The 24,105-nt window shown below is 67.7% G+C and carries 23 protein-coding genes, 1 tRNA gene and 1 pseudogene; 16 read left to right on the forward strand and 9 right to left on the reverse strand.

The window, feature by feature from the left end; genetic code table 11:
- The first annotated feature begins 69 nt into the window (after window positions 1–69).
- The gene (locus tag IT184_12270; protein ID MCC7009582.1) at window positions 70–2,445 is read left to right on the forward strand and encodes a PD40 domain-containing protein; all 2,376 of its coding nucleotides are present in this window, start codon (window positions 70–72) and stop codon (window positions 2,443–2,445) included.
- 26 nt (window positions 2,446–2,471) lie between these two features.
- On the opposite strand, the gene IT184_12275 is transcribed toward IT184_12270, so the two are convergent.
- The gene (locus IT184_12275; protein MCC7009583.1) at window positions 2,472–3,503 is read right to left on the reverse strand and encodes a twin-arginine translocation signal domain-containing protein; all 1,032 of its coding nucleotides are present in this window, start codon (window positions 3,501–3,503) and stop codon (window positions 2,472–2,474) included.
- Window positions 3,504–3,553: 50 nt separating this feature from the next.
- Window positions 3,554–4,582, reverse strand: a complete 1,029-nt coding sequence (locus IT184_12280; protein MCC7009584.1) for a hypothetical protein — start codon at window positions 4,580–4,582, stop codon at window positions 3,554–3,556.
- A 311-nt stretch (window positions 4,583–4,893) separates the two neighbouring features.
- On the opposite strand from IT184_12280, the gene IT184_12285 reads away from it, so the two are divergent.
- Both IT184_12285 and IT184_12290 read left to right on the forward strand, forming a co-directional pair.
- On the forward strand, window positions 4,894–5,466 hold the full coding sequence (locus tag IT184_12285; protein MCC7009585.1) for a hypothetical protein: 573 nt from the start codon (window positions 4,894–4,896) through the stop codon (window positions 5,464–5,466).
- Window positions 5,467–5,728: 262 nt separating this feature from the next.
- A complete protein-coding gene (locus IT184_12290) occupies window positions 5,729–6,229 on the forward strand; it encodes a heme-binding protein (protein ID MCC7009586.1) in 501 nt (166 codons plus the stop codon).
- A 198-nt stretch (window positions 6,230–6,427) separates the two neighbouring features.
- Here the strand turns inward: IT184_12290 and IT184_12295 are convergent, their stop codons facing one another.
- The 3 genes from IT184_12295 to IT184_12305 form a co-directional block, all read right to left on the reverse strand.
- Complete coding sequence (locus tag IT184_12295) at window positions 6,428–6,640, reverse strand: KTSC domain-containing protein (GenBank protein MCC7009587.1); 213 nt, start codon at window positions 6,638–6,640, stop codon at window positions 6,428–6,430.
- A gap of 242 nt (window positions 6,641–6,882) precedes the next feature.
- Window positions 6,883–7,443 carry a DinB family protein gene (locus tag IT184_12300; GenBank protein MCC7009588.1) on the reverse strand — a complete coding sequence of 187 codons (561 nt, stop codon included), beginning with the start codon at window positions 7,441–7,443 and terminating at the stop codon, window positions 6,883–6,885.
- A 29-nt stretch (window positions 7,444–7,472) separates the two neighbouring features.
- Window positions 7,473–8,651 carry a hypothetical protein gene (locus IT184_12305; GenBank protein ID MCC7009589.1) on the reverse strand — a complete coding sequence of 393 codons (1,179 nt, stop codon included), beginning with the start codon at window positions 8,649–8,651 and terminating at the stop codon, window positions 7,473–7,475.
- A 23-nt stretch (window positions 8,652–8,674) separates the two neighbouring features.
- Here IT184_12305 and IT184_12310 point away from each other — a divergent pair, with 23 nt between their 5' ends.
- From IT184_12310 to IT184_12345, 8 genes and pseudogenes are all read left to right on the forward strand, one after another.
- Entirely contained in the window at window positions 8,675–9,601 is a 927-nt protein-coding gene (locus tag IT184_12310) for a sigma-70 family RNA polymerase sigma factor (protein ID MCC7009590.1), read from the forward strand.
- 244 nt (window positions 9,602–9,845) lie between these two features.
- Window positions 9,846–10,394 carry a hypothetical protein gene (locus IT184_12315; protein MCC7009591.1) on the forward strand — a complete coding sequence of 183 codons (549 nt, stop codon included), beginning with the start codon at window positions 9,846–9,848 and terminating at the stop codon, window positions 10,392–10,394.
- Between the two features lie 12 nt (window positions 10,395–10,406).
- Window positions 10,407–11,501, forward strand: a complete 1,095-nt coding sequence (locus IT184_12320) for a sensor histidine kinase (protein ID MCC7009592.1) — start codon at window positions 10,407–10,409, stop codon at window positions 11,499–11,501.
- Window positions 11,498–12,100 (forward strand): response regulator transcription factor, encoded by a 603-nt coding sequence (locus tag IT184_12325; GenBank protein MCC7009593.1) that lies wholly within the window; start codon window positions 11,498–11,500, stop codon window positions 12,098–12,100. Before IT184_12320 ends, IT184_12325 begins: the two co-directional genes overlap by 4 nt.
- 2 nt (window positions 12,101–12,102) lie before the next feature.
- On the forward strand, window positions 12,103–12,639 hold the full coding sequence (locus IT184_12330) for an RDD family protein (GenBank protein MCC7009594.1): 537 nt from the start codon (window positions 12,103–12,105) through the stop codon (window positions 12,637–12,639).
- Complete coding sequence (locus IT184_12335; GenBank protein ID MCC7009595.1) at window positions 12,636–13,295, forward strand: hypothetical protein; 660 nt, start codon at window positions 12,636–12,638, stop codon at window positions 13,293–13,295. Before IT184_12330 ends, IT184_12335 begins: the two co-directional genes overlap by 4 nt.
- A gap of 291 nt (window positions 13,296–13,586) precedes the next feature.
- Window positions 13,587–14,656 (forward strand): annotated as a pseudogene (locus IT184_12340) (Fic family protein).
- 295 nt (window positions 14,657–14,951) lie between these two features.
- Window positions 14,952–15,467, forward strand: coding sequence for a DUF4102 domain-containing protein (locus IT184_12345; protein ID MCC7009596.1), 516 nt, complete (start codon window positions 14,952–14,954; stop codon window positions 15,465–15,467).
- Here IT184_12345 and IT184_12350 read toward each other — a convergent pair.
- Window positions 15,372–15,701 (reverse strand): PadR family transcriptional regulator, encoded by a 330-nt coding sequence (locus IT184_12350; GenBank protein MCC7009597.1) that lies wholly within the window; start codon window positions 15,699–15,701, stop codon window positions 15,372–15,374. The two genes, IT184_12345 and IT184_12350, sit on opposite strands and share 96 nt — an antisense overlap.
- A gap of 161 nt (window positions 15,702–15,862) precedes the next feature.
- On the opposite strand from IT184_12350, the gene IT184_12355 reads away from it, so the two are divergent.
- Window positions 15,863–16,696 (forward strand): hypothetical protein, encoded by an 834-nt coding sequence (locus tag IT184_12355; protein MCC7009598.1) that lies wholly within the window; start codon window positions 15,863–15,865, stop codon window positions 16,694–16,696.
- Window positions 16,697–16,875: 179 nt separating this feature from the next.
- On the opposite strand, the gene IT184_12360 is transcribed toward IT184_12355, so the two are convergent.
- Window positions 16,876–16,952, reverse strand: a tRNA-Pro gene (locus IT184_12360).
- An 82-nt stretch (window positions 16,953–17,034) separates the two neighbouring features.
- On the opposite strand from IT184_12360, the gene IT184_12365 reads away from it, so the two are divergent.
- From IT184_12365 to IT184_12375, 3 genes are all read left to right on the forward strand, one after another.
- Complete coding sequence (locus tag IT184_12365) at window positions 17,035–17,907, forward strand: DUF1080 domain-containing protein (GenBank protein MCC7009599.1); 873 nt, start codon at window positions 17,035–17,037, stop codon at window positions 17,905–17,907.
- A gap of 69 nt (window positions 17,908–17,976) precedes the next feature.
- The gene (locus tag IT184_12370) at window positions 17,977–18,954 is read left to right on the forward strand and encodes a c-type cytochrome (GenBank protein ID MCC7009600.1); all 978 of its coding nucleotides are present in this window, start codon (window positions 17,977–17,979) and stop codon (window positions 18,952–18,954) included.
- Window positions 18,955–18,988: 34 nt separating this feature from the next.
- On the forward strand, window positions 18,989–20,791 hold the full coding sequence (locus tag IT184_12375) for a PQQ-binding-like beta-propeller repeat protein (GenBank protein MCC7009601.1): 1,803 nt from the start codon (window positions 18,989–18,991) through the stop codon (window positions 20,789–20,791).
- Window positions 20,792–20,811: 20 nt separating this feature from the next.
- Here IT184_12375 and IT184_12380 read toward each other — a convergent pair whose 3' ends face one another.
- Window positions 20,812–21,321 (reverse strand): helix-hairpin-helix domain-containing protein, encoded by a 510-nt coding sequence (locus IT184_12380; GenBank protein ID MCC7009602.1) that lies wholly within the window; start codon window positions 21,319–21,321, stop codon window positions 20,812–20,814.
- Window positions 21,322–21,450: 129 nt separating this feature from the next.
- Between IT184_12380 and IT184_12385 the strand changes: the two genes are divergently transcribed.
- Complete coding sequence (locus IT184_12385; GenBank protein MCC7009603.1) at window positions 21,451–22,791, forward strand: FAD-dependent oxidoreductase; 1,341 nt, start codon at window positions 21,451–21,453, stop codon at window positions 22,789–22,791.
- Here the strand turns inward: IT184_12385 and IT184_12390 are convergent.
- Window positions 22,788–24,092, reverse strand: a complete 1,305-nt coding sequence (locus IT184_12390; protein MCC7009604.1) for an amidase — start codon at window positions 24,090–24,092, stop codon at window positions 22,788–22,790. The genes IT184_12385 and IT184_12390 overlap by 4 nt on opposite strands.
- Window positions 24,093–24,105: the final 13 nt, after the last annotated feature.

The raw sequence follows: 24,105 nt of genomic DNA on the forward strand, positions 1-24,105 counted from the left end.
CCCTGGCGCACTCAGGCCGAGGATGTTCGAAGTTTTTCGAACTATTTCTCGGCCGCGGCGCGGGCCGTCATGACGCCGAGGCCTCCAGCCCGCTTCTACCGCGTCGGATCCTGCCAGATCGACGCCCGCCGCCGGCAGCTCTGGCGCGACGGCGAGCCGGTGCCGCTCACGGCGAAGACGTTCGATCTGCTCCTTTTCCTGGTCCGGCGCCCCAACCGCGTCATCGAGAAGGCGGAGTTCTTCGCCGTGCTCTGGCGCGATACCACGGTCGTCGAAGCGAACCTGGTGCGGCAGGTGTCCCTCCTGCGCAAAGCGCTGGGCCAGCGCTCCGACAGCCACGATTACATCGTCACGATTCCCGGGCGGGGGTACGAGTTCGTTGCGGACGTCGAGGAGCTCGAGGCGGAGCCTCCAGCGGCCGTCCAAGACGAGGCGGCGCCCCCTGCGATGGCCCAGCGGCCGCGCCCGGAAGGGCAGGACGGGCCGGAAAGGCAGGAAGGACACGGGGAGCCGGCCGCGCCGAGAGGCGAAGGCGCCGTTGCCGCGGCATCCAGGTCCGTGTGGGTGGGCGCGATGCTGACCGCCGTCGTGGTGATCGCCGGGATCAGCGCGAGCGCCTTGTGGTGGACCTCTGGACTCGATCGGCAGGCGTCGTCAGCCGAGCGCGTGCTTCGGCAGGTGACCTACGAAGAAGGGTCGCCACGCGAGCCGTCCTGGTCGCCCGATGGCCGGCAGATCGCGTTCACGTCCGACAAGTCCGGCAACGCGGATCTCTGGGTGCAGACGCTCGACGCGCCGGGCCCGCGGCAGCTCACCACGGACTCGGCGCAGGATACGACGCCCGACTGGTCGCCGGATGGTCGCTGGATCGTCTTTCGATCGGAACGGGACGGCGGCGGCATCTTCCGGATCTCGGCGGACGGGACCCGCGAGGAGCGCGTCGCGACGTTCGGCTTTCACCCGCAGTGGTCTCGCGCCGGCGATCTGATCCTGTTCTCGGGTCCGACCGTTCGCACCGGGCCTCGCAAGTTCTTCGTCGTCGAGCCGGATGGCGGCATTCCGCGGGAGGTCGCGGTCGACATCGTGGCCCGCTTCACGAACGCGGGCACGGTGAAGGTCGGCTGGCTCAACTCGGTGACCGCCGCGTGGCATCCGGATGGCCGCCGTGTCTCGTTCTGGGGCCGGGCCGCCGACGGCCGATGGGAGCTCGTCACGACCGACGTGGCCGGCCGCAGGCCCACCGTGTCGGACATTCCCGCGCCGGCGCAGGAGAAGCTCCAGCGCGAAGTGGCATTCAGCCGGTTCGTCTGGGGTCCCGACGGCCGTCACCTCTACTTCGAAGGCGAAGCGGCGGCCGCCACCAACATCTGGCGCGTCGCGGTGAACGCCGCCACGCTGGCGTGGCTCGACCTTCCCGAACGTCTGACGATGAGCGCCGGCGAAGAGCGCGACCTGGCGATCGCGCCAGACGGCACATCGCTCGCGATCAGCATCGGGTCGGCGCGCACGCGGCTGTGGGCGATCGACTTCGACGGCCGGACCGGCCAGATCGTGGGTCAGGGCGACGTGCTGACGTCCGGCAACGCCGGCGAGATCGACGCGGAGGCGACGCGGGACGGGACGAAGATCGCCTACCGCGCGACGCGCGCCGGACGGAACGAGGTCTGGGAGCTCGATACGGCGAGCCGGCAGGAGCGGCTGCTGCTCGCCTCGACGGGCTGGCGCCCGTCGCTGCCGCGCTGGTCGCCGGACGGGCGCCTCATGGCCTTCAACCGCGGGACGCTGCAGGAGCGCGATGCGCGGGTGGCGGACGCGATTTCGGTGCTCTCGCCGGCGGAGGGACGCGAGCGCCTGGTCTCGCTGCCGCCCGGCGCGAACATGAGGCCCACCGACTGGTCCGCCGACGGCCACACCATTCTCGGCGAGTGTCACGTCGCGGCGGATCAGCCGATGTCCGTCTGTGGACTCCGCGTCGACGCCGCCGGCGAGTCCGGCTCGGCGATGCGGATGATCGCCACCGACCCGCGGCTGAACCTCTGGGTGCCGCGGCTCTCTCCCGATCAGCGGTGGGTCGCGTTTCTCGCCGCGGGCGTGGTGGACGCGCCAACGTCACAGGTCTTCGTCACCGGCGTGACCGGCGGTGCGTGGATTCCCGTGACCGATGGGCAGTCGTTCGACGACAAGCCGCGCTGGTCGCCGGACGGCAGGACGATCTACTTCATCTCGAGCCGCGAGGGCGTGCTGAACGTCTGGGCGCGTCGCTTCGATCCGGCGGCCGGCCGCCCCGCCGGCCAACCGTTCAGGGTCACGGACTTCTCGGGACCGGAGCGGATTCTGCCCTCGCAGATCTCGCGCATCGAGTTCGCTGTGACGCGCGACCGGCTGATTCTGCCGATCACCGAACCGGCCAGCAATCTCTGGGTCCTCGAGCACGCCGACCGGTAGCGCGCCGAGCCTGGGCGGCGCGGCCGCTACGGCAGGTTCGTGAGGACCGTGTTGTAGACGATCCGCACGGCCGGATCCTCGTTGACCTCGATGGTGTACCGGCCCTTGTAGCCGATCGACTCGGCGTACTTGATCGCCGTGCCCAGGTCCCACGTCGGGCTGACGCGCGTGTGCATGCCGCCGCTGTTGCGCGGGAGCAGGCCCTTGATCGCGTCGTGCAACTCCTGCTGATCGTGGAAGCGGGTGTCGCCGCCGAAATCGAGGTTGGTGTAGCCGCCGCTCGCGACGGTGCACTCCCAGAGGATGCCCCACACGTATCGGAGGCGTTCCTTCTCGGACATCGCCGGCGGGGCCGGAGCCGGCGCACCCTGGCCGCGATTGCCGGCCGTCGGCATGCCGCTGCCACGCGTCTCGCCCGAGATCATGATGCCCTTGGGCGTGGCGTAGTCCTGCAGCTCCTTCCAGAGCGCGGTCACGCCGGCCTTGCTGTCGTCGGTGAGCGCGCCCTGGTTGTGCATGAGGATCGTCACGCCGAGCGCGGGCGACAGGTCCACCCACTTCTTCGCGCGCGCCAGCCACGCGGCGCGCGCCTCGCCCGCGAGCGCCGCCGCCTTGCCGTCCGGCCCGATCTGGGCCATCGTCCCGATCTCGATGTTGATCTGGTGCGCCTTGCAGCCGGCCGCGTCGAGCTTCGCCTTCAGCTCGCGGATGTACGACATGTCGGGGGCGTCGTAGTTCTGCGCCACGTGGTTGCTCTGGAACTGGACGTTCCGGACGCCGTACACGTCGACGTAGTACTGCGGCAGATCGAAGATGTCGAGCGTGCGCTGTGGCGTGGCGTCCTGCCATGGCAGCTTGATGATGCTGCTGTGGTTCAGCGTCATGATCTCGACGCGGGCCAGCTTCTCCGCCGGCACGTTGGCCGGACCGCCGCGTCCGCCGCCGCCGCGCCCACCCTGGCGTCCGGCCGCTGGAGGCGGTGCCGGCGCCTGGCCGAATCCCGTCACGCCCATGCCGGCCGCCGCCGCGGTCCCTGTCAGGAATTCACGTCGATTCATGGTGTCTCCTCATCGAGCGGCCTGCCGTCCGGCCGGCGCATCGCGGCGGCTCAGGCGAGCGGGTTCTTCACGTTGGCCAGGATGATGGCGTAGACCTGCCGCACCGCAGGATGCCCGTTGACTTCGATCGAGTACAGCCCGCGATAGCCGAGCGACTCGGTGAACCGCACGGCCGCGCCGATGTCCCAGTTGGGGCTCGACTTGATGTGCATGTTGCCTGAAGACGTCGGGTAGAGCGCCTTGATGCCCTCGTGCAGCGTCTGCTGATCGGGCGCGCCGACGTTCCCGATGTCCACGTTGGAGTAGGCGCCCGCTGCCTTGATCACGTCGGCCAGCAGGGTGAACGCCGTTCGCGCGGTCACGCGGGGATCGGGGGGCGGCGTCGGCGCCTGCGGCTGTTCGCCGGGCTGGCCGGTGGCGCGTCCGCGTCCACCGCCTGCGCCGCGCGTCTCGGCCGAGATCTTGATCCCCTTCGGCCTCGCGTAGTCCTGGATCTCCTTCCAGACCGAGATGCAGTTCGCCTTGTTCTCTTCGTTGAGCCCGGTCTGGTTGAGCATCAGGCGGGTGCAGCCGATGATCGGCGCCGCGTCGACCCATCGCTTGCCGAGCGTCATCCACGTCTGGCGCGCCTCGCCCGCTAGGTTCGGTATCGTGCCGATCTCGATGTTGACCTGCGAGGCCGTGACCTTGGCGGCGTCGAGCCGAGCGCGCATGTCGCGGAAGAACGCCGCGTCGGGCGGCGTCTGGCCGCCGTTCACCAGGTGGCCGTGCTGGAACTCGATGTGGCTGATGCCGTAGACGTCGCGGTACATCTGGGGCAGGTCGAGCACGTCGAGCGTCTGGTTCTCGTTCGGGGTCGTCGTCCACGGGAACGTCAGCATGTTGCTGAAGTCGAGCGTCATGATCGCCACGCGCGCGAGCTTGGCCGCGGGCACGTTGGCCGGCGCGCCGCCGCGCCCTCCGCCGGCGCCGCCTCGACCCTGCGGCGGCGCAGTGATCGGCGCGCCCCCTTGGCCAAATGCGCTGCCGCCGAGCGCCGCCATGCCCGCCGCGCCTGCGAGAAACTTCCGTCGATTCATGGCTTCCCCCGGGAGTGTGGTCGAACCCGCTGCTTTGCTTGGATGCGGATTATCGTCCCCCCCGGCGTTGAATGCAAACCCACTCGCGCGCCACTCTGCAGGCCCGTTGGGCCTTGCGCGAACGTGCGCGTCGGCGAATGGTCGCGGAGGCCGCCGGTGACCGGCACGCATCGAATGCCGGTGTGGGGCCATCACGTTCGGCTCGCGGGTTGTCCATCGGGGGGGGGCGGCGCGTGAGCCGAGCATCGGTTGTCTCGCGACTCCGAGAACGGATCGAGATGGCATGGCGGGGAACGTCGCCTTCGGATCCGGTGTCTATCGAGAAACCCATGCTGATGGTGCGCAGCAGCCGGCGACCGCTCGCTGCCCTGGCGAGCATGGTGATCCATGTCGTCCTCGCAGTCGTGGTGGTCGCGATCTCCTCCCGCGCGGCCGCGCGAGGTGCCGCCAGCGATCAACAGCCGCTCGGGTGGCAGCAGCTCGTGGGCGACGCGCCGCGGCGGTCGGTCGGCCCGGACGCGCTCGAAGCGATCCTCGGCGCGCCCGACGGCGTCGCGATTCGGCTTCTCAGCACGAACGGCACCGACGCGGTGGGTCTCGCCTGGTGGAGCCCGTCGCAGGGGATGTGGCTCGCTGTCGATCGCGTGGATCAGGCCGCGCGCCGGCGACGCTTCGATCTCTGGGTGCGTACGGGCAGCGCACGCAGCCCGTTGGGGACCATCGAGATTGACGAGCACGGCTCCGGACGGATGATCGCGCGGTTGACCAGCCCAGCGCCTCCATCGGGCTTCGCGGTCACGCTCGACGTGACGCCCCAGCGACGCGCGTGGGTGTGGCGAGCCTCGTCGCCGGTGTTGACCGGGACGGCGCAGGTGAGTCACTAGACACTATCTCAGCAGTCGTCGAGCGCGATGGTCGCCATCGTTCGCTGGATCACGACACACCCCCTTCGACGCGTCACATTTCAGCGGTCACTGCGATGCTCGACATCGTGACCGCCTCTCTCAGCGCGCGGGCAGATGTCTGGCGCCGCAGGGCACGGGGCAACGGGAGACGTCGAGCGGCTCCCAGCGGCTCGTCACGCGGCGGGAATATCATGTCGAGGAGATCCTCGGTCCGGCTGAACTCCTTCTGGAGGCTCCTCTGATGAAACGCGTGTCGAAGACATGGAACGGCGTGATGATCGCGGCCACTGCGGCCGTCCTGCTCGCGTGTGCAACGGTATCGGCGCAGGAGATGAAGCCGTTCCTGACGCTGAAGACCGCGAAGGCGATGGCCGAGGCGGCCGAGAAGAAAGCCATCGCCATGGGCATCAAGGTCCACATCGCCATCGTGGACGACGGCGGCAACTTGAAGTACTACCTGCGCCAAGACGGCGCGCCGCTGGTCGCGGAGAAGATCTCGCAGATGAAGGCGTTCACGGCGGTGGCGATGGAGAAGTCGACCGCGGAAGTCGGTGAGGTCTCCAAGGGCGAAACGCCCGGCATCGAGCTCGTGCCCAATCTCATCAAGTTCGGCGGCGGGATTCCGATCAAGAACGCCAAGGGACAGATTCTCGGCGGCATCGGCGTCAGCGGCGCGTCGAAGGAAGACGATGCGACGTGCGCGCAGGCGGGGATCGACGCGGTCAAGGCGTTGCTCAACTGAGTCGGCCGTTCGGCCGAGGGCATCGAATTCGTGCGTCGTTCGCTCTGCGTCGTCGCGTTTCCGCGGCGCAACCGAACGAACAGTCGAATGCGACGCACCTGTTCGCTGAGGCGGGGCCGCATTGCTGGCTGCACCGCCATCTGATGCCAGACGGCAGCGGTCGCACGATGAGAACGGCTGCGCGTTCGTGAGCTGCACTTAGGTTGTGGTGAACGGGTAGGCGGGCTTGATCTCTCGATTGAAGTAGCTGCCCTTCGAGGGCGCGGCCAGGAACGCGGCCGCCACGCTGGGCGGCACGCCGTGGTAGCGATACGTGTTGCCGGAGAGGAATCGCACGAACAGCTCCTGCGAGTCGGCGTCGTAGCCAATCGCCTCGATGCTCGTCGACACAACCTGCACCATGTCAGGCATCGGCTCCTCCATGCGAAGGGCACGACCTGGATCGCGGCCCGAAGGCCCAGTCTCGCCTGTTGTCGGGTGGCACGGTAGCGACGCACGAAACGCTCGCGGCGTTTGCTCGACCAAGTTCACGGTGCTGCTGAGCACTCCGCATGGTTGAACAGAGAGGACGAGCGCGTCCCCGTGATCGAGTCGCACGGACCAGTGAGCAGCGGCGGCCTCGGTCTTCGCAAGGCCGCCGCTGCCCGCTGTGCCTACTTGCTCCAGGGCGGAACCACCGCGTTGGACCGCGCATAGGCAATCGACTGGCCGAGGTGCTCGTGCTGATCGAAGAGCAGCATGAGGCTGGCACCCAGCTTCGTCGTGTCGCGGCCGAACAGCCGGACGGGTGCGTTCAAGTCCGCGTCCGACAGCCCGGCGATCGTCTGTCGCAGCGTGTCGTAGGTGCTCTTCAGATCGGCCTGCAGTTGTGCCGGGTCGGTGACGGGCGTATTGCCGCTCATGCCGCCGCCACGACCCTGACCTGCCGCGCCGGTGAGGACGTTGTTGAGCATCCGGTTCTCGCTGACGATCAGATTGAAGACGTCAGTGACGGACCTGACGCCCTGGCCGGGCTTCCAGTCGTACTTGCCGGCCATCACGCGAGCCAGCCCTGTGAACTTGTCCGACAGGGTGGTCATGTCCGCAGCCAGCGTCGCCTGTATCTTCGCGGGCTGTGCCGGCGCGGTGTTCTGTTGAGCGTGAAGCGCAGTGACGGTGAGCCCGGCGATGATCGCCATCGCGCGGGCGGCGTGTCGAACGTGACCCTTCGTCATGAATCCCTCTCCTGTTGTGACCTTGTTGGCTACGGCGTCGATGTCGTGAACAGGCCGGCGCCGATCGTCGCCGCCGGCGAGCCGGCCGCCGGATGCAGGTAGTTGCGCTTCGTCGAGTCGCGTTCGAGTTCGACCGGCTGGTCGACGATTCTCGTGCCCGACATCTGTAGAAACGACGGATCGATGTCGGCGAACTCGACGCGCGCGCCCGTGCCGGTACCGGCCAGCTTCTTGTTGCCGCCGAAGTAGCTGTCGATGACCCCGTAGGGCGTCCGCTCCTGCGTACCGCCACCGAGCTGGGCGCGCCCACCGGCGGCATCGGCTTGGGCCGACGCGCCGCTCTGGTAGATCCAGACGTAGTTGGCGCCGGTGACGACGTTCTTGCGATAGTCGAAATCCCCGGCAATGCCCGCGGTCCAGACCGTACTACTGTACATGCCATCGAACACACAGTGGCGCATCGCGTGGCCGGTGCTGCCTGGCGTCCAGTACACGACCGCATCCTTCGTGTAGCCTCGGAACACGCAGTTGCGGACGACGACGCTGTCGCCGTGCGCGATCACGCCGACGTGAAGTGAAGCGATCAGCTCATCGCTCGCGAACAGACACTGCGCGATCTCCAGATCTTCGAGCGAGCGATTGAACCGCGCGATCGCATAGAGACGCTTCTTCATGCCCGGTTGCGGCGTCTCCATGACAGGCTGGCCGAGGATCTTGAGACCCTGCACCGTGACGTGGCTGGTCTCGACCAGGAGGCCGTTGGCGGCGCCACCCAGCGGATCCGGCCGGCCGTTCCAGGTGGACGGGACGGGCATCGTGTGGATCAACGTCGGCATCCGGCCCATGTGCCAGGACGGATCGTCGGGCAGGACCTCTGCCCGAATCGTCAGACGGTCCCTTCTGCTGAACGTTCGGCGCGACGGTTCGAGGAGCGTCGGTTCCGCGACGGAGTACACGCCTTCGGCGAGCACGATCGTCATGGGACCGGCACCCGTGCTCTCGTTCACGCGGCGCGCGGCTTCGGCCAGCGAGCGCAGCGGCCTCTCCACAGCTCCGGTGTTGGTATCGGAGCCCGTCGACGGGTTGAGGTGCAGCGTCTGCCCCGAGACGCCTCCTTGAACGCGCGCTTCCGCTCGAGCGGGCGGACGCGCGCCGAGCACACCGGCCGCCACGGCGCCGACCGTCGTGATCGCTTGTCGTCTGTTCATCTGCCAGTCTCCTTGTCGAACCTTTGGACGACCGGGCTCCGCGAAGTGTGAAAAGACGCAGCGGTCCTGTCACCGTCGGGCCGTTTCACAGATGCCCTGCGAATGTCGTCAAATCCGGTGGGGACACCATGACGGACCGTTCCGCTCTCGAAGACCTCGCCCGGCTCGCCATTGACGGAGACAGGGGGGCCCTGGATCTCGTGCTTCGTGAGCTGCAGCCCGATGTCTACGGCCTTGCTCTGCGGATGCTCTGGAACAAGGAGGATGCGGAGGATGCGACGCAGGAGATTCTCGTCCGGCTCGTGACGCGCCTGTCGCAGTTCGACTTCCGCAGCCGACTCCGCACCTGGGCCTACCGCGTGGCCGTCAACTACGTCCTCGATGTGAAGAAGAGCGCGGTGGAACGGCTGCACCTGAGCTTCGAGCGATTTGCCGACAACTTGACCAGCAATCTCGACGTCCAGGTGACCAGCTCAGATGTCGAACAGTCCGTGCTGATCGAAGAGGTGAAGGTCGGCTGCACGCTCGCCATGCTGCAGTGCCTCGACCGGCCGCATCGGTTGGCATACGTCCTCGGCGAGATCATGGAGCTGTCCGGTCCGGAAGCCGCAGAGGCCTTGGGGATCTCGCCCGAGCTCTTCCGCAAGCGGCTCCAGCACGCACGGGCCGCGGTCGTGTCGTTCACGCGGTCGTACTGCGGCCTGGCCTCTGACGCGGCGCCGTGCCGATGCCACCGGCAGGTTCCCGCCGCCGTTCGGGACGGCCGGGCGGACGTCCAGCACCTGACGTTCGCGACGTCACGGGCGTCATTCGAGAAAACGAGAGCCAAGGTTCGTCAGGTCGACGAAGCCCGGTGGGCGTTGGAAGTGCATCGAACGAGTCAGCCCAAGGCCTCCACGGTGGACTTCGCCCGTCGTCTTCTGGAAACGGTCGACGGCCTGGACGGGTAGCCGTACTCCTCGACGGGGTCCTGCCAGATCCGTTGCAGGCTCGAGCCCGCTGCGTTGACCCTGCGGCACGCGTACGACGCGGATTGCGCTGCCGATCCAGCGGGGAGTTGCCCCGAACCTCGTGACACTTGTCACCCGCCGTCCGTGACAATCCCCACTGTTGGCGACGTGTGCCGCGCGACAACATGGCGTCCTCGACGCCGGAGCCGACAAGGTTCGGCTTGCACGGCAGGAGGACGACAGCATGAGAACGCGAATGCGGCTATCGGCGTGGCTCGTCGGCGCGGCAGCAGTCGGTCTGACGTCTGTCGCCGCAGCCGGCGGCCGGCTGCAGGATTCCGCGGACGCCGCACGCCGGCGGCTCGGATATTTCACCGGTGAATGGCGAACGGACGGTGAGATCCGACCTGATCTGCGTGCACCGTTTGCCGCGTTCACGTCGGTCGACCATGGGCGGTGGTTCGACGGCGAGCACTTCGTCGTCGTCGAAGCGCGTTCATCGTCGCTCAACGGCGTGCAGGTTCAACTGTCGGTCCTCGGCTACGATCCGGTCCGACACGTGTACACCTTCCGGTCGTTCAATAGCCGTGGCATCGAGACCGCGGCGACCGGAGTCTTCGATGGTGCACGCTGGATCTGCGAGAGCGCGGCCGGCCAGCCGGCACTCAGGGTCCGGCACGAGATCACGGTTGTATCGGACGTCGAGTACCGATTTCAGTTCGCGGTGGCGAACGGCGATGGGCCCTGGCTGACGTTCGCGCGCGGCACGGCCGTCAAGACGTCGTTGCGGTGATCGGAGCACGGGATGCACCTTCGGCCGCTTCCGTCCGAGTCTCATCCGAAGCTGAAGTACTTGTGGCTCGTCTACATCGCGTCTCCACTGTCGTTTCTGATCTCGGCTGATCCGGGCGGTGCCTCGCCGGTTGTTCCGACGCTCTTGTCGATCGCGGCATTCCTGCCGCTCTATTTCTGGGGATATCGGACGACGGGCCTTATGGCCGGGGTGCCGATCGGTGGGATGACCGCGCTCGGCGCCTGGTTGATGCCGCTCAATCCTGGCGGAAGCGTCTTCTTCTTGTATGCCGGCACGCTCACATGTCGCGTTGACCGCCCGCGTGCCGGCGTGGTGATTCTTGCGGGCATCGTGGTCGTCATCACACTTGAACGGGTGGCCGGGTTGATCGCCACGACGTCGTGGGCGTGGACGACGGGCGCCACGCTGATGTTCGGCGGACTGGCGATGTACTTCACCGAGGTAGGCCGCAAGCTCAAGACCGCGCAGGACGAGGCACGCCATATGGCGGTCGTTGCCGAGCGTGAACGGATCGGCCGCGATCTTCATGATTTGCTCGGCCATACCCTCTCTGTGATCGCGTTGAAATCCGACCTCGCGGCCAGGCTGGCACGCGCCGATCCCGACCGCTGTCTTGCGGAACTGACCGACGTGCAGCGCATCTCGCGCGAGGCGCTCGCTCAGGTCCGGGAGGCCGTCTATCCGACGCAAGCACTGAGCCTCGCTCGTCAGGTTTCCGGAGCGGAGGCGGCGCTGACCGCGGCCGGAATCGCGCTGGACGTAGACCTTCCGAGCATCACTCTTGGCGTGAGCGACGAGCGTGTGCTGGCCTGGATCGTCCGAGAGGCGACCACCAACATCATCCGTCATGCCAGCGCGCGACGCTGCACCATCAGTGTGCGGCAGGATGCGGACGCGGTCCGGCTCGAGATTGCAGACGACGGGCGAGGGGGCGAGATTCGGGAGGGGACTGGCTTCCGGAGTATGCGGGCCCGGGTGGCGGACTGCGACGGGACGTTCGAGTACGACTCTTCGACGGGCGTACGGCTCCAGGTGACGCTGCCGGCGATCCACACGGTCGCGCGCGTGCCGGAGGCGCTGACGTGATCCGCATCCTGGTGGCCGAGGATCAGGGCATGGTGCTGGGCGCGCTGGCCGCGCTTCTGTCCATCGAGCCCGATTTCGAAGTCGTGGCACAGGTTCGCGATGGCCAGGCCGCGCTGGAGGCCGCGCTCGCCCTGCGGCCGGACATCGTGCTGACCGACATCGAGATGCCGGGGATGAGCGGACTGGATCTGGCGAAGGAGTTGGCGCGACAGGGCGCCGCGACGCGTGTCGTCGTGTTGACCACGTTCGCACGCCCCGGATTCCTGCGGCGCGCCCTGGACGCGCGCGTGGCCGGCTACCTGCTGAAGGATGCCCCGTCCACCGAACTCGCCGGCGCGATCCGCCGCGTGTTCGACGGCGGGCGCGTCATTGCGCCTGAGCTGGCCAGCTCGGCATGGGAGGAAGCGGATCCGCTCACAGATCGTGAGCGCGAGGTTCTTCGCCTGGCAGCGGACGGGTTGACGGGAGCCGAGATCGCTTCGGCGCTCGGACTCTCGGATGGCACCGTTCGCAACTACTTGTCCGAGGTGCTGAGCAAGCTCGGTGCTCGAAACCGGATCGAGGCCGTTCGCTTGGCCCGCAACAAGGGATGGCTGTAGCCATGACGATCCATCTGTCCGTGCGTAGGACGCTGGCCTATCTCACGGACATCATGCTGCTCTTCGCGGCGCTGGCCACGACAGGGGCAGTCGTACAGCGAGTTTTTGGCCTGCGGCAGGCGGCGGCCGAGCACGTGTGGCTGGCCGCCGTGCTGACGTTCTCCGTCCCGACCTGGATGTACTTCATGACGAGCGACCGATCGGCAGGGGGAGCCACGGCGGGCAAGTGGTTGCTGGGGCTGTGCGTGACCATGCCGCACGGCGCGCGGCTCGGCATCGGAACGTCGATCCTTCGCACCGGCGTGAAACTGCTTCCGTGGGAACTGGTTCACGCGTCTGCGTTCGCGTTCGGCCATCCAGGCGGAGCTCTCAACTCAATTCAGATCGCGGGCCTGGCGATTGGGGGTGCCGCCGCGCTGGTCTACTTTGCGGTTGCGGTCGCGACGGGCGGGCGGCGCAGCGTTCATGACCTCGCGGCTGGAACGTGCGTGCAGCGCAGGAGGCTCGAGCGACTCGTCAGATTGCGAGATGAGGCGTGACCTACCGGCAGTTCGTGTGGGGACTCTCGACCGGTATCGGTGTGCTGGCCACGGCCGGCGCGTTCTGGCTGATACTCGGCGTTCTGCGCGGTCTGCCCCAGGCCATTCGGGATCCGCCGGTCTCGATTGGATTCGCCGTGATTGTCGCTGGAACGCTGGCGATCCTGCTGAAGGGGATCGTCAAGCTTCGGATCAAGGCGACTGGCTTCAACCTCGCGGAGCTTCGCCGGACGCAGACCCCTTCAGCACGGCGTGCCATGCGCAGGGCCTTTCTTCTGGTCAACGCCGGCCAGTTCGTTGCAACCGGCTCGCTCGTCGCGGCCAGCGTCAGCCTCGGCCGCCCGGACTTCATCTGGCCGCTCATCGGTATTGTGCTCGGTCTGCACTTCCTGCCGCTCGCGAGTCTCTTTCGGCTGCGCGCGTACTATGTGCTGGGCATCGCGGTCGCCTGTGTGTCTGCGATTGCCCTGCTGTTCGACGAGCCTGCGCGGATGCTCCTCTTGGGTACGGGCGTTGGCGGGAGTCTGTGGATGTGCGCGGTCTATCTGCTTCTCAACGCGGATGCCGTTGCGGTCAAGGCGGTCGCGGGGGCTGGAGTAGCGCCGAGGGGGCGCTGCACATCGACCCGAGCGCACGCCGGCGGGAGCGAACGCTAGGCTCGGAGGACCCTGAGCGCTCAGCGGCGGGGTCCGTTCTGAAGCAGCCTTGGATCGTCCGCCGCAGATGCGAACGGGCGCCGGCGTTGGGGAGACGAACGTCCACGAACGCGACACTGACATCTCGAACGCAGGAGCAGCATGCCGACCGCGTACAGGCCGCCGACTCTCAAGCCGAGCACTGAGGCGGGATCGGCGTCGTGAACGGCTTCTTCCGACAGTCAGCCAGGCGATCTATCGTTCGCTGAAGCGCGAACAACCGCAAATGGCGTCGGCACCTGTTCGACGGGCGTGGTCGGCCGGTTCAGTCCGGTCATCAGGCGCACGCCAGCACTGGCGACATACCTGTCTCTCGATCTCGCCGCTCGCGCCAGCGACACGGTGGGCCGCACGGGTGGACATTTGGTGGCACGTGCCGGCAGCTTCCTGCTCCTGGCCGACAGTCGGGCCAGCTTCCAGATCGAAGGTGAGCGCCCGCCTCGCAACCGCCTCGAACGCTGGGGGCGCACCGTGCTGCAGGCCGGCAGGAACGCGCTGATCCTCGACGAGATCGTCCGACTGCACAACGTGCTGATCGAGGACACGCGCTTCGTTCGTCTCGGGCTTCGCACCGAAGGCGTCTTCCTCGGCGAGCGCGATCACTTCGGTCACCCGCTCCCCGAGTTCATCGGTGCACGTCCGAACGACCTCACGGACCTGATGGTCGGCCTTCTCGAAGCCAATGACCGCATGCGCGCCGACGGGCTCGATCCGGTGTTGCAGGCAGCTTCGACGGCCTTTGCGTTCGTGTACGTGCACCCGTTCGAGGACGGCAACGGGCGCCTGCATCGCTGTCTGATTCATCACGTGCTCGCCGAGCGTCGTTTCACGCCGGCAGGAATGGTGTTCCCGGTCTCGTCGGTGATGCTGGATCGGATCGATGACTATCGGAGGACACTGCAGCGCACTCCGGCCCGCTGATGCCGTTCATCGAGTGGCATCCGACCCCCGAACGGAACGTCGAGGGCCTGAACGACACCGCGGACTTCTACCGCTACTTCGACTGCACCGAGGCCGCCGAGTTTCTGTGCGCGTGCGTGCAACGCACGGTGGACGAGGACCTGCCGCGCGAGATCGACTACCTGCGCCGGCACGACGAGGCTATTCAGCGCGTGATGGAGACCGTGGAGATGCCCGATCGCGTTGCCGAGAATCTGGTCATGCTCATTCGTCAGAACGGTGGAGCGTTGTCGAAGAAGTCGCGACAGGGCGAATTCGCGCGGTTGACGGACGACGAAGTGCAGCGGATCGAACGCATCGTGGCGGATGCGTTCACCGGGTTTGCCGACGCGCCCGGAACGTTGCGCCAGCCATCTATGTAGTGGTCGGGGCGCAGAGATTCGAACTCGGGACCCCCTGCGCCCAAGGCAGGTTTAGGGTGATTACGCCTGCAATCGCCTGACGCGTCCTGACGTCTCATTTCGGCCAAATCACTCAGCAAATCAGTCGAAACTATTCAGTCACCCGTTTTCAGGATTCTGCTTGCATCGGCGCCGCATTGGACCCACGTTCGGGCATCGGACGCCGCCACACCGGGGCTCCCTGCTCAGGCCGCAGGTGCCATCCACGTCGGAAGCGCCGCGGTACGCCTGGCGAAGCCGAGCCCATGGAGAAGACATGCCGCAGCTCAAGCCGCTGACCGACGCCGCTGCGCGCGCCTGCCGTCCCAAGGCTGATCGCTACGACGTGCCTGATGGACGTGTCTCCGGACTCGTGCTGTCCATCCTGCCCTCCGGCCGGAAGCAGTGGGCGTTCCGTTATCGAACGCAGGGAAAGCGTCGCCGCATGATTCTGGGTGAGTTCGGCGACTTCCCGAAGCACACGCTCTCGAAAGCACGTGAGGCCGCCGAGAAGCACCGACCGCGGATCCGCGAAGGCACCGATCCCGTCGCCGAGCGTGCCGCCGCGAAAGCTCTGCCCGCCGACACTGTCGATGCGCTCGCCGAGGCATACCTGAAGAAGCATGTTCAGGTTCACTATCGCCGGCCCGATGAGGAGGAGCGAATTCTGAACGCCTATGTCTTGCCGGCGTGGGCGTCACTTTGCCTCCAGCAACGCACCGAGCTCGCGCGTCATGGCCTTGATCCGACCGAGGGACTGTTTCGCGGCAGCGATCCCGAGCGGCTTGGCTGAGAACACGCGCTTCGAACGGCCGCCGCGCACGGGCGTCGGATCGCCGTAGCGCGACGTCAGCAGTCCCTTTTCCTCAAGGCGTTGCAGTGTGATGAGAACGGCAGGCCGCGATGCCTTCCGGCCCGTCGTCTGCGCGATGTCATCGGCGATCGCGAGGGGGTACGCGTCCTCCGCCAGCTTGAGTACGGCGAGCAGAACGAGAAGCTCGAACTCACCCACGGTCGGTGGCGTCACCCTTGTCATGGTGACGGTAACAATATTACTCTTATGACCGGAGCGCAAGGCCGTTCTGGACCAGCGCCGGAACTGTTCGGACGAGCGGGAGTGCCACCTGCCGGGCAACGAGAGCCAATTCGGCTCGTAGATATGGCAAGCGGTCCGGCTGGCTGAGGCGCTTGGCGACGACGGCAGTTGAGCATCAGTCAGAAGTGGCCGATGCGATTCCGGTCATCTCCGCATTTCGTCTCCGATTTACGGTTTCTCTCGGAAGGGGGCTCTTTCCCGTGCACAAGAACCTGCGCCGTGACCTGCGTCTCTTCAAGGCCTTCAGTCTTGGCAACACGTGTGTACTCTTCGCGCTCAGCGTTGCCACATGTCGTCCGGCAGAGGTAACTCGAGCCGCATTTGAACAGGTTGACGTCGAACGTCTGAATATCGTCGAGTCAGATGGGCGCATCCGCATGGTGTTGGCCAACAGTTCGCGCCAGGCCGACACGGTGATCGATGGCAAGGTCATCGCTGCGGGACGAGACCGACCTGCCGGCATGATCTTCTTCAACGAGGAAGGTAGTGAAGTTGGTGGGCTCGTTTTCACCGGACGCAAGAAAGATGGCGTCACCGAAGCGGCCGGTAGTTTGACTTTCGATCGCTACAACCAAGATCAGACTGTCCAGGTGGAATACTCCGAACACGGGAGCCAGTACCGAGCCGGCTTGCGGGTTATCGACAGGCCAGCCACCTCGCTGGCCACCGTCGCCGACCTCAGCGCCAAGCGAGAAGCGGCGCAGAGCCCTGCGGAACGAGCGGAGATTGAGCGCGAGATGATGGCGAAGATGGGTATCGCTTCCGAGCGGACCTTCGTCGGTCGGTCACACGACGGAAACGCTGCAATCGTTCTGTCCGATGCTTCATCGCGACCACGCCTCGTGCTCAGCGTAGCGCCGGACGGCACGGCAAAGGTTCAGTTTCTCGATGAGCGCGCTCGCATCACCAGGGAGATCGTGCCGTGAGCCCGTCGGTCGAACGAAACCTGGTGGCAGCCTGAATCGCGTCGGCGAAGGAGGGGCAACCTCAACGTCTGAACCCTCGGCCGGGAGGCGCAGGTGACCCGTGCGCCGGATGTGGACCCACATTGAACCCACGCGAGGATTTCGCGGAAGATGGCCGACCGAAATGAGGCCGGTTCTATTGGTCGGGGCGACTGGATTCGAACCAGCGACCCCCTGCGCCCAAGGCAGGTGCGCTACCAGGCTGCGCTACGCCCCGACCGGAACGTCCATCCTATCAGCAGGCGACACGACGTCCCCGACGGGCGTAGGATCGTGCCTCCCATCACCTGGAGGGTCTCATGATCACGCGCGATCTTCAGGCCGGCCTCACGTGCGCGGCGCTGTTCGCCGGCGTCGCCGGCCTCGCCTCCCAGGCGGCCCAGACGCCTGCACCGCCCAGGCAGGGCCACGCGTACGACGAGCAGAACAAAGGCAGGACCGACGAAGTGCAGCCCGGGCAGACCGGGTTCGTCACGATCTTCGACGGCCGCTCGATGAACGGCTGGAGCGTCAGCGCGAAGTCACGTCACAGCTCGGTGAGCGGCAACAAGACCGGTGGGGCCTGGCAGATACGCGACGGCGTGCTCCTCGGCACGCAGGACGTGCCCGGCAATGGCGGCCTGTTCATCACGGACCGGAAGTACGGCGACTTCGAGGTCGTGCTCGAGATGCGCAACGACTTCGGCATCGACAGCGGCATCTATCTCCGCAGCACCGACACCGGCACGGCCTACCAGATCATGATCGACTACCGTCGGTGGGGCGCGCTCGGCGGCGTGTACGGCGAGAACATGAAGCCGGGCTTCAACGTCGCGCCGTTCAACTTCACCGATGCGCCCGACCGGATCTTCCTCACCGGCAACGCGCCGATGCCTGTCCTGCCCGCGGCCTGGCCGTCCTTCTGGAGGCACGGCCAATGGAACGAGTTCCGCGCGCGCATCGTCGGCAACCCGGCCCACGTCACGACCTGGATCAACGGTGTGCAGTTCCTGGACTGGACCGACACGATGCCGCGCCTCGCCGACGGCTTTCTGGCTCTGCAGGTGCACGGCGGGCTCGAGTGGGTGCAAGGCAAGGACTGGGTCGGCGTGGACGGCTCGAAGGGCGGCGAGACGGACTTCACGAAGCGCTCCGTGCGATACCGGAACATCAGGCTCAAGGAGCTGCCCTGACGCGTCCGGCCCTGGAAACGGCGAAGCCCGTGCGGACGTAAGTGCGAGAAACACAATCGGAGGCCCGAGATGACAGCAGCGACGCGTCTGACCACCGCCGTCGTTCTCGCGATCGCGGCAACGACCGGCTACGGCCTCGCCCAGGGGGCTGGCCAGCCTGCCGCACCCGCTCCCGGACGAGGTCAGGCGCCCGCGTCGCCCGACGCGGGACGAGGCCAGGCGCCGGCGCCTCCGGATGCTGGTCGAGGCCGCGTCGGCGCGCCGGCCGGCGCGCGGCGCGGCGGCTTCACCCAGTTCGTCCGCCCGATCGCCACGCAGGACGTGATCGTCCGCGGCAAGGCGCTCTACGAGAACAACTGCGCGAGCTGTCACGCCGCCGACCTGCGCGGCACCGCCGACGGCAAGAACCCGAACCTGCTGCGCTCGGGCGTCGCGCTCCGCGACCAGCACGGCGAGCTCATCGGCGCGCGCGCCAGGACACACACGCCGCCGCTCACGCTCGTGCAGGACGACATCGCGGCGGTCGCCGAGTACATCCACAGCGTCCATGCGACGATGGGCGGACAGGGAAGCCCGCCGGGCCGAAACCCCACGGACGTGACGTTGAACGTGCTCGTCGGCGATGCGAGGAGCGGCGAAGCCGCCTTCGCCCAACGCTGCGCCGCCTGCCACTCGGTGACCGGCAACCTGCGCGGTATCGGATCGAAATTCTCCGACCCGCGCGCGCTGCAGAACGGATGGGTGAGCGGTTCGATGAGCGTCTTCGGACGTGGACGCGGCGGCGGAGGCGGACCCGTGCCCGCCACGGTGACGCTCGCCGACGGCTCGAAGCTCGACGGCACGCTCCTCCGCGAAGACGACTTCCTCGTCGTGCTGCAGCTTCCCGACGGCACGCGCAGGAGCATGGCGCGCGCCGACGGCATCCCGAAAGTCGAGACCAAGGATCCGAAGGTGGGGCACATCGACGCGATCGTGAAGCTCGCCCACGACGACACGACGAGCAAGATCATGCACGACATCACCGCCTATCTCTGGTCGGTCAAGTAGTCGCCGGGAACAGAGCGCAAGAGAGGCCGCGATCATGAAGAGACTCGTCCTCACGCTGTCGTTCGCCGCCGCGTCGGCGCTCATCGCCGCGCAGGCACAGAACCCTACTCCGTACTACGCCCCCAGCGGTCCGACGCCGCTCGGGCCCGGTGATCCAGGCTGGACAGGGGAGACCGTGCAGACCGGCCAGTTGCCGCCCGACGTGGGCGGCCTCGATCAAGCCCGGATCTACAAGCCGCTCTCCGACGAGTGGACGAGCTACTCGGGCGACCTCACGGGCAAGCGCTACAGCGCGCTGAAGCTCGTCACGAAGGACAACGTCAAGCACCTCAGCCTGAAGTGGATCACGCCGCTCGTCCAGGGCTGCGGCCCCACCGGTACGCCGCCGGCGGCACCGGCAGGATTCGGCGGCGGAGGCGGCGGCCGCGGCGGTCCGGCCGGTCCAACCTATCCGATCGTCGCCGGCGGGCTCGGCACCGGTGAAGCGAACAGTTGCGGGCCCGCGCGGATCGGCGGCGGCATCCTGATGGTCGACGGCCGGCTGTACGCCGCCTCGCCGAACAACGTGTTCGCCGTGGACGCACGCGACGGCGCGGTGCTCTGGCACAACTACTGGAAGTCGCGCGGTGGCACGACGACCGGCACGCGCGGGCCCGGCATGCTCGGCAACCTCATCTACTTCTCGCAGCACGACGATTGGGTCGTCGCGCTCGACGCCCGCAACGGCAAGGAAGTGTGGCGCCACGAGGTCGCGCCGTTCGACCAGCAGTACTTCACCTCCAACGCGCCGATGCCGATCAAGGGCCATCTGCTCGTCGGCACGGGCAACGACCTCGACGCGCCCGCGTTCCTGAAGTCGCTCGATCCGAAGACCGGCGCCATGCGGTGGATCCGGTACTCGACGCCGCAGCAGCCCGGCGACTTCGGGCTCGAGACATGGGCCAGCCTCGATGCCGCGAAGCATGGCAACGGCGCCACCTGGATCCCGGGCGTGTACGATCCGGAGCTGAACCTCTACTACTACGGCACCGGCAACCCGACGCCGGCCTACACGCAGGGGCGCGGCGAAGGCGACAACCTGTTCACGTCGGCGCTGCTCGCCGTGAACGTCGACACGGGCAAGATTCAGTGGTGGTACCAGACCTCGCCGCACGACACGCACGACTGGGACTCGACGCAGACGCCCGTCATCGTGGACGCGCCGTTCAACGGCCGAGTGCGCAAGCTGATCATGACCGCTACCCGCAACGGCTACTTCTTCGTGCTGGATCGCGTGACGGGCGAGCACCTCGTGACGAGCAAGATCGGGCTGACGAACGTGTGGGCGCAGGGCCTCGATTCGAAAGGGCAGCCGAAGCGCAACCCGTACAAGGACGCGCTCGTGGCCGGCACGCTCGTCAACAGCAGCGTGCTGAACTACCCGCCCCCGACGTTCTCACCGGACACGGGCCTGTTCTACGTCAACGAGAACAACTCGCTGTCGGTCAGCTACCTGATGGAGCCCGATCCGCGCGGCTCGATGGGCCTCGGCGGCACGAGCGGTGGCGGCGGCGTGTCGCTCCCCTCCTACATCGTCGCGATCGACTACAAGACGGGGAACATCGCGTGGCGCAAGAAGATGACGGGAGGAAGTCCCGGCTTGTTGACCACGGCCGGCGGTGTGCTGTTCGTGAGCAACGGCCAGAACGCGGAAGCGTGGGACGCGGCGACGGGCAAGGGGCTCTGGTACTCGCAGATCGGCGGCCTGCAGAGCCCGCCCGAGACGTTCATGCTCGACGGCAAGCAGCACGTGCTGTTCACGAGCAACGGCTCGCTCTACATGTTCGTCTTGAACTGACGCGGGACCGACTTCGCCATTCAGAAGACGAGGCCGTCCTTCGCCTTTTCGAGCTTCGCTGCGTCGATCTCGGGAACCTTCGCGAGCGCCGCGAAATCCGCGAACGGGCCGTGCGCCGTGCGATAGGCGGCGATCGCCTCCGCTTCAGCCCGCGTGAGCGCCATCGTCGTCATCATCTCCTCGGTCCCGGCGTCGTTGACGCGGATCAGGCCGTGCCGGCGGCACAGGTAGGTGAAGACGGTCTCGAACTCCGTCTCGTCGCCTTCGGCGCCCTTCTCCATCATCTTCAAGATGATGTCCTGCCAGTCGCCCTTCGTGCGCCGGCGTTCGACGATGCGGGCCGAGTCGTGGCACTTGTTGCACATGCGCACGAGCAGCGCGGCGCCCGCTTCGTCGGCGGCCGACTGCGTCGAGGGCGCGCTCGCCGGCGGCTGCTGGTTCGACTGTACCGCCGGTCGCGCGGTCAGCAACGTCGCGCTGCCGAAGAGGCACGAGACGGCGAGAAGCGAGGCGGCCGCTCGGAACGGCATGCGGGGATTATAGCGAGGCGCGACGCGCTCGCGCGGCCGCGCGCCTTGCGTCCCAAACGCGCGATCTGATTGGAGCGTGCGGCGTCCGGCGGAGATGACGTGGCGCGGGAACCAGGGCATCATGTGGCGATGCCTCGGCCTTCTGCGCGCGGTCCATTGTCCGGCACCACCGTGCTCGTTGCAGGCGCCGGCCTCGCCGGGCTCGTGGCTGCGCGCGACCTCGAGCGCGCGGGCGCGACGGTGAGCATCGTCGAAGCGCGCGATCGCCTCGGTGGCCGCGTCTGGACGATCCGTGGCCTCGCGGCGGGACAGCACGCCGAAGGCGGCGCGGATCTGATCGAGTCCGCGCAGACGTCGGTCCTCGAGCTCGCGCGGGAACTGCGGCTCCGGACGAGCCGGATCCTTCGCGGCGGGTTCGGCTACTACGGCACGGATGCGCGCGGCCGGGTCGGCGTCCAGCGGCACCTCGATCTCTTCGAGGCGCTCGGCCGTCTGCTGCGGCCCCACATCGAGGCGTACGAGCTGACGGAGCAGCGCTGGCACAGCCCTATCGTCCAGCGTCTGTCGCGTACGCCGGTCTCGACATGGCTCGACCAGGTGCGGGCGGACGCGCGCATGCGGCAGCGGCTCCGCGCGCTGCGCGGCCTCTTCCTCGCCGACCCGGAGGATCTGTCGCTGCTCGCCCTCGTCGACTTCTTCGCGACGAACGCCCAGGGCAGCGAACGGATGGTGCGGCTCACCGGCGGCAACGACGCAATCGCGACCGAATTGGCGCGTCGTCTGCGCACGCCGCCGGATCTGAACGCCGCACTCAGGCGCGTGCGGCAGGACGCGGCGGGTGTCGTCACGACGGTCGAGACGGCGCACGGTGTCGTCGAGCGCCGCGCCGACTATCTCGTCAGCACGCTGCCGGCGTCCGTGCTGCGCGACGTGCGCTTCGAGCCCGGGCTGCCCGAGCCGCAGCGCGACGCGCTCGAGCATCTGAAGTACGGCGCGGCCACGCGGCTGCTGCTGCAGTTCGCCCGCCGGTTCTGGCGTCACGTGGGCCGGCCGCTGGCCTTCGGATCGGATCGGGCGACCGGCGCGGTCTGGGACGGCAACGAGCAGCAACGCGGGCCGGAAGGTGTGCTCAGCCTGCTCGCTGGCGGTGGCGCGTCGGCCGCGCTGCAGGATCTTCTGCGGCGCCGCGGACCTGACGGCGTCGCCGCCGAGCTCGCCTGGCTGGGCCGGCCGTCGCGTGTGCTCGCGTCGCTCGCGATCGCCTGGGAGACCGATCCCTGGTCGCGCGGTGGCTACGCGTACTTCGACGCTGGCTTCGATCCAGCCTGGCGCGACTGGCTGTCGCGCCCGTTCGGCCGCGTGGTGTTCGGCGGCGAGCACACGAGCATCCGCTGGCAGGGTTACATGAACGGCGCGATCGAGAGCGGACGGCGGACAGCCAGGGAAATCGAGGGATTGAAGACGCTCTAGTCGAGGAGCGCGGCAACCGCGAGCAGCGCATCGTCTCGGCCCGGGGCCGCGGCGAGCTGCACGCCGATGGGCAAGCCGTCGCGATCCGCGCCGGCCGGCATCGAGATCGCCGGCGTGCGCGCGGCATTGAACGGCCACGTGTTGCGCAGGATCAGCGCGGCATCGATCGGGCCCGCGATTGGCGGCGCCGTGATCGGCACCGTCGGCGTCAGGATCACGTCCACCTCGTCGAACACGTCGGTCACCGCGGCCTGAAACACGGCGCGCGCGCGCCGGGCGCGCGCGATCTCCACGAGCGATGGCGGCGGCGTCGCGAAGATCGCCGCGAACGCGGGCGAGAAATCCTGCGGCCGTACTTTCCATGCCGATCCGTACCGCGACCAGATCTCTTCCGCGACGATCGGATCGAACACGCGCGCCATCGTGTGATCGTCGAGCGGCAGATCGCGATCGACCATCAGCGCGCCCCGTTCGCGCAGCCGCTCGACGACGCGCGTCATCGCGGATTCGACGTCGGGCTGCAGCCGTTCGAAGAAGAAGCGCCGCGCGATGCCGATGCGCGGCCGGCGGGGCGCCGGGCGCGATGCTGCGCCGCCGACGACCGCGCGGAAGATCCACGACGCGTCCGCTACCGATCGGGTCAGCAGGCCCACGTGGTCGAATGTCGGACACGCCCCGAGCAGGCCCTGCGTGCTCAGCCGGCCATAGCTCGGTTTGAACCCGACGCAGCCGCACAAGGCCGCGGGGATCCTGACGCTCCCGCCCGTGTCGCTGCCGGTCGCGGCCGCGGCGAGGTGCGCGGCGACCGCAGCCGCGGATCCGCCGCTCGAGCCGCCGGGAATCCGCAGCGGATTCGCCGGGTTACGCGTGGTGCCGTAGAACGGGTTGAGCGTGGTGACGCCGCCGCCCAGCTCGTGCGTGTTGGTCTTGCCGAGCATCACCGCGCCGGTTCGCGCCAGGGCGGCGACGATGGCGGCGTCGCGCGCGGGAACGTGGGCGCGGTAAAGGCGCGAGCCCCCGGTCGTCAGCACGCCCGCCGTCTCGAACAAGTCCTTGTGCGCGATCGGAATACCGCGCAGCGGTCCTCGAAGCGGAGCCTGCGCGTCGCGCCGCGCGCGGTCGGCGGTCACGGTGATGAACGCGTGGAGAACCGGATCGCGCGCGGCGATGCGCTCGAGGTACGCATTGGTGAGCTGGAGCGGCGTGACGGCGCCCGACGCGAGGCGACGCGCGGCCTCCACCGCGTCGAGCGCCGTCAGATCCGTCGTTCGCGTGGTCCCGGCGCGTGCATCGAGCCGCACGCCAGCTGCACCG

Source organism: Acidobacteriota bacterium (assembly GCA_020853395.1).
GTDB lineage: Bacteria > Acidobacteriota > Vicinamibacteria > Vicinamibacterales > SCN-69-37 > JADYYY01.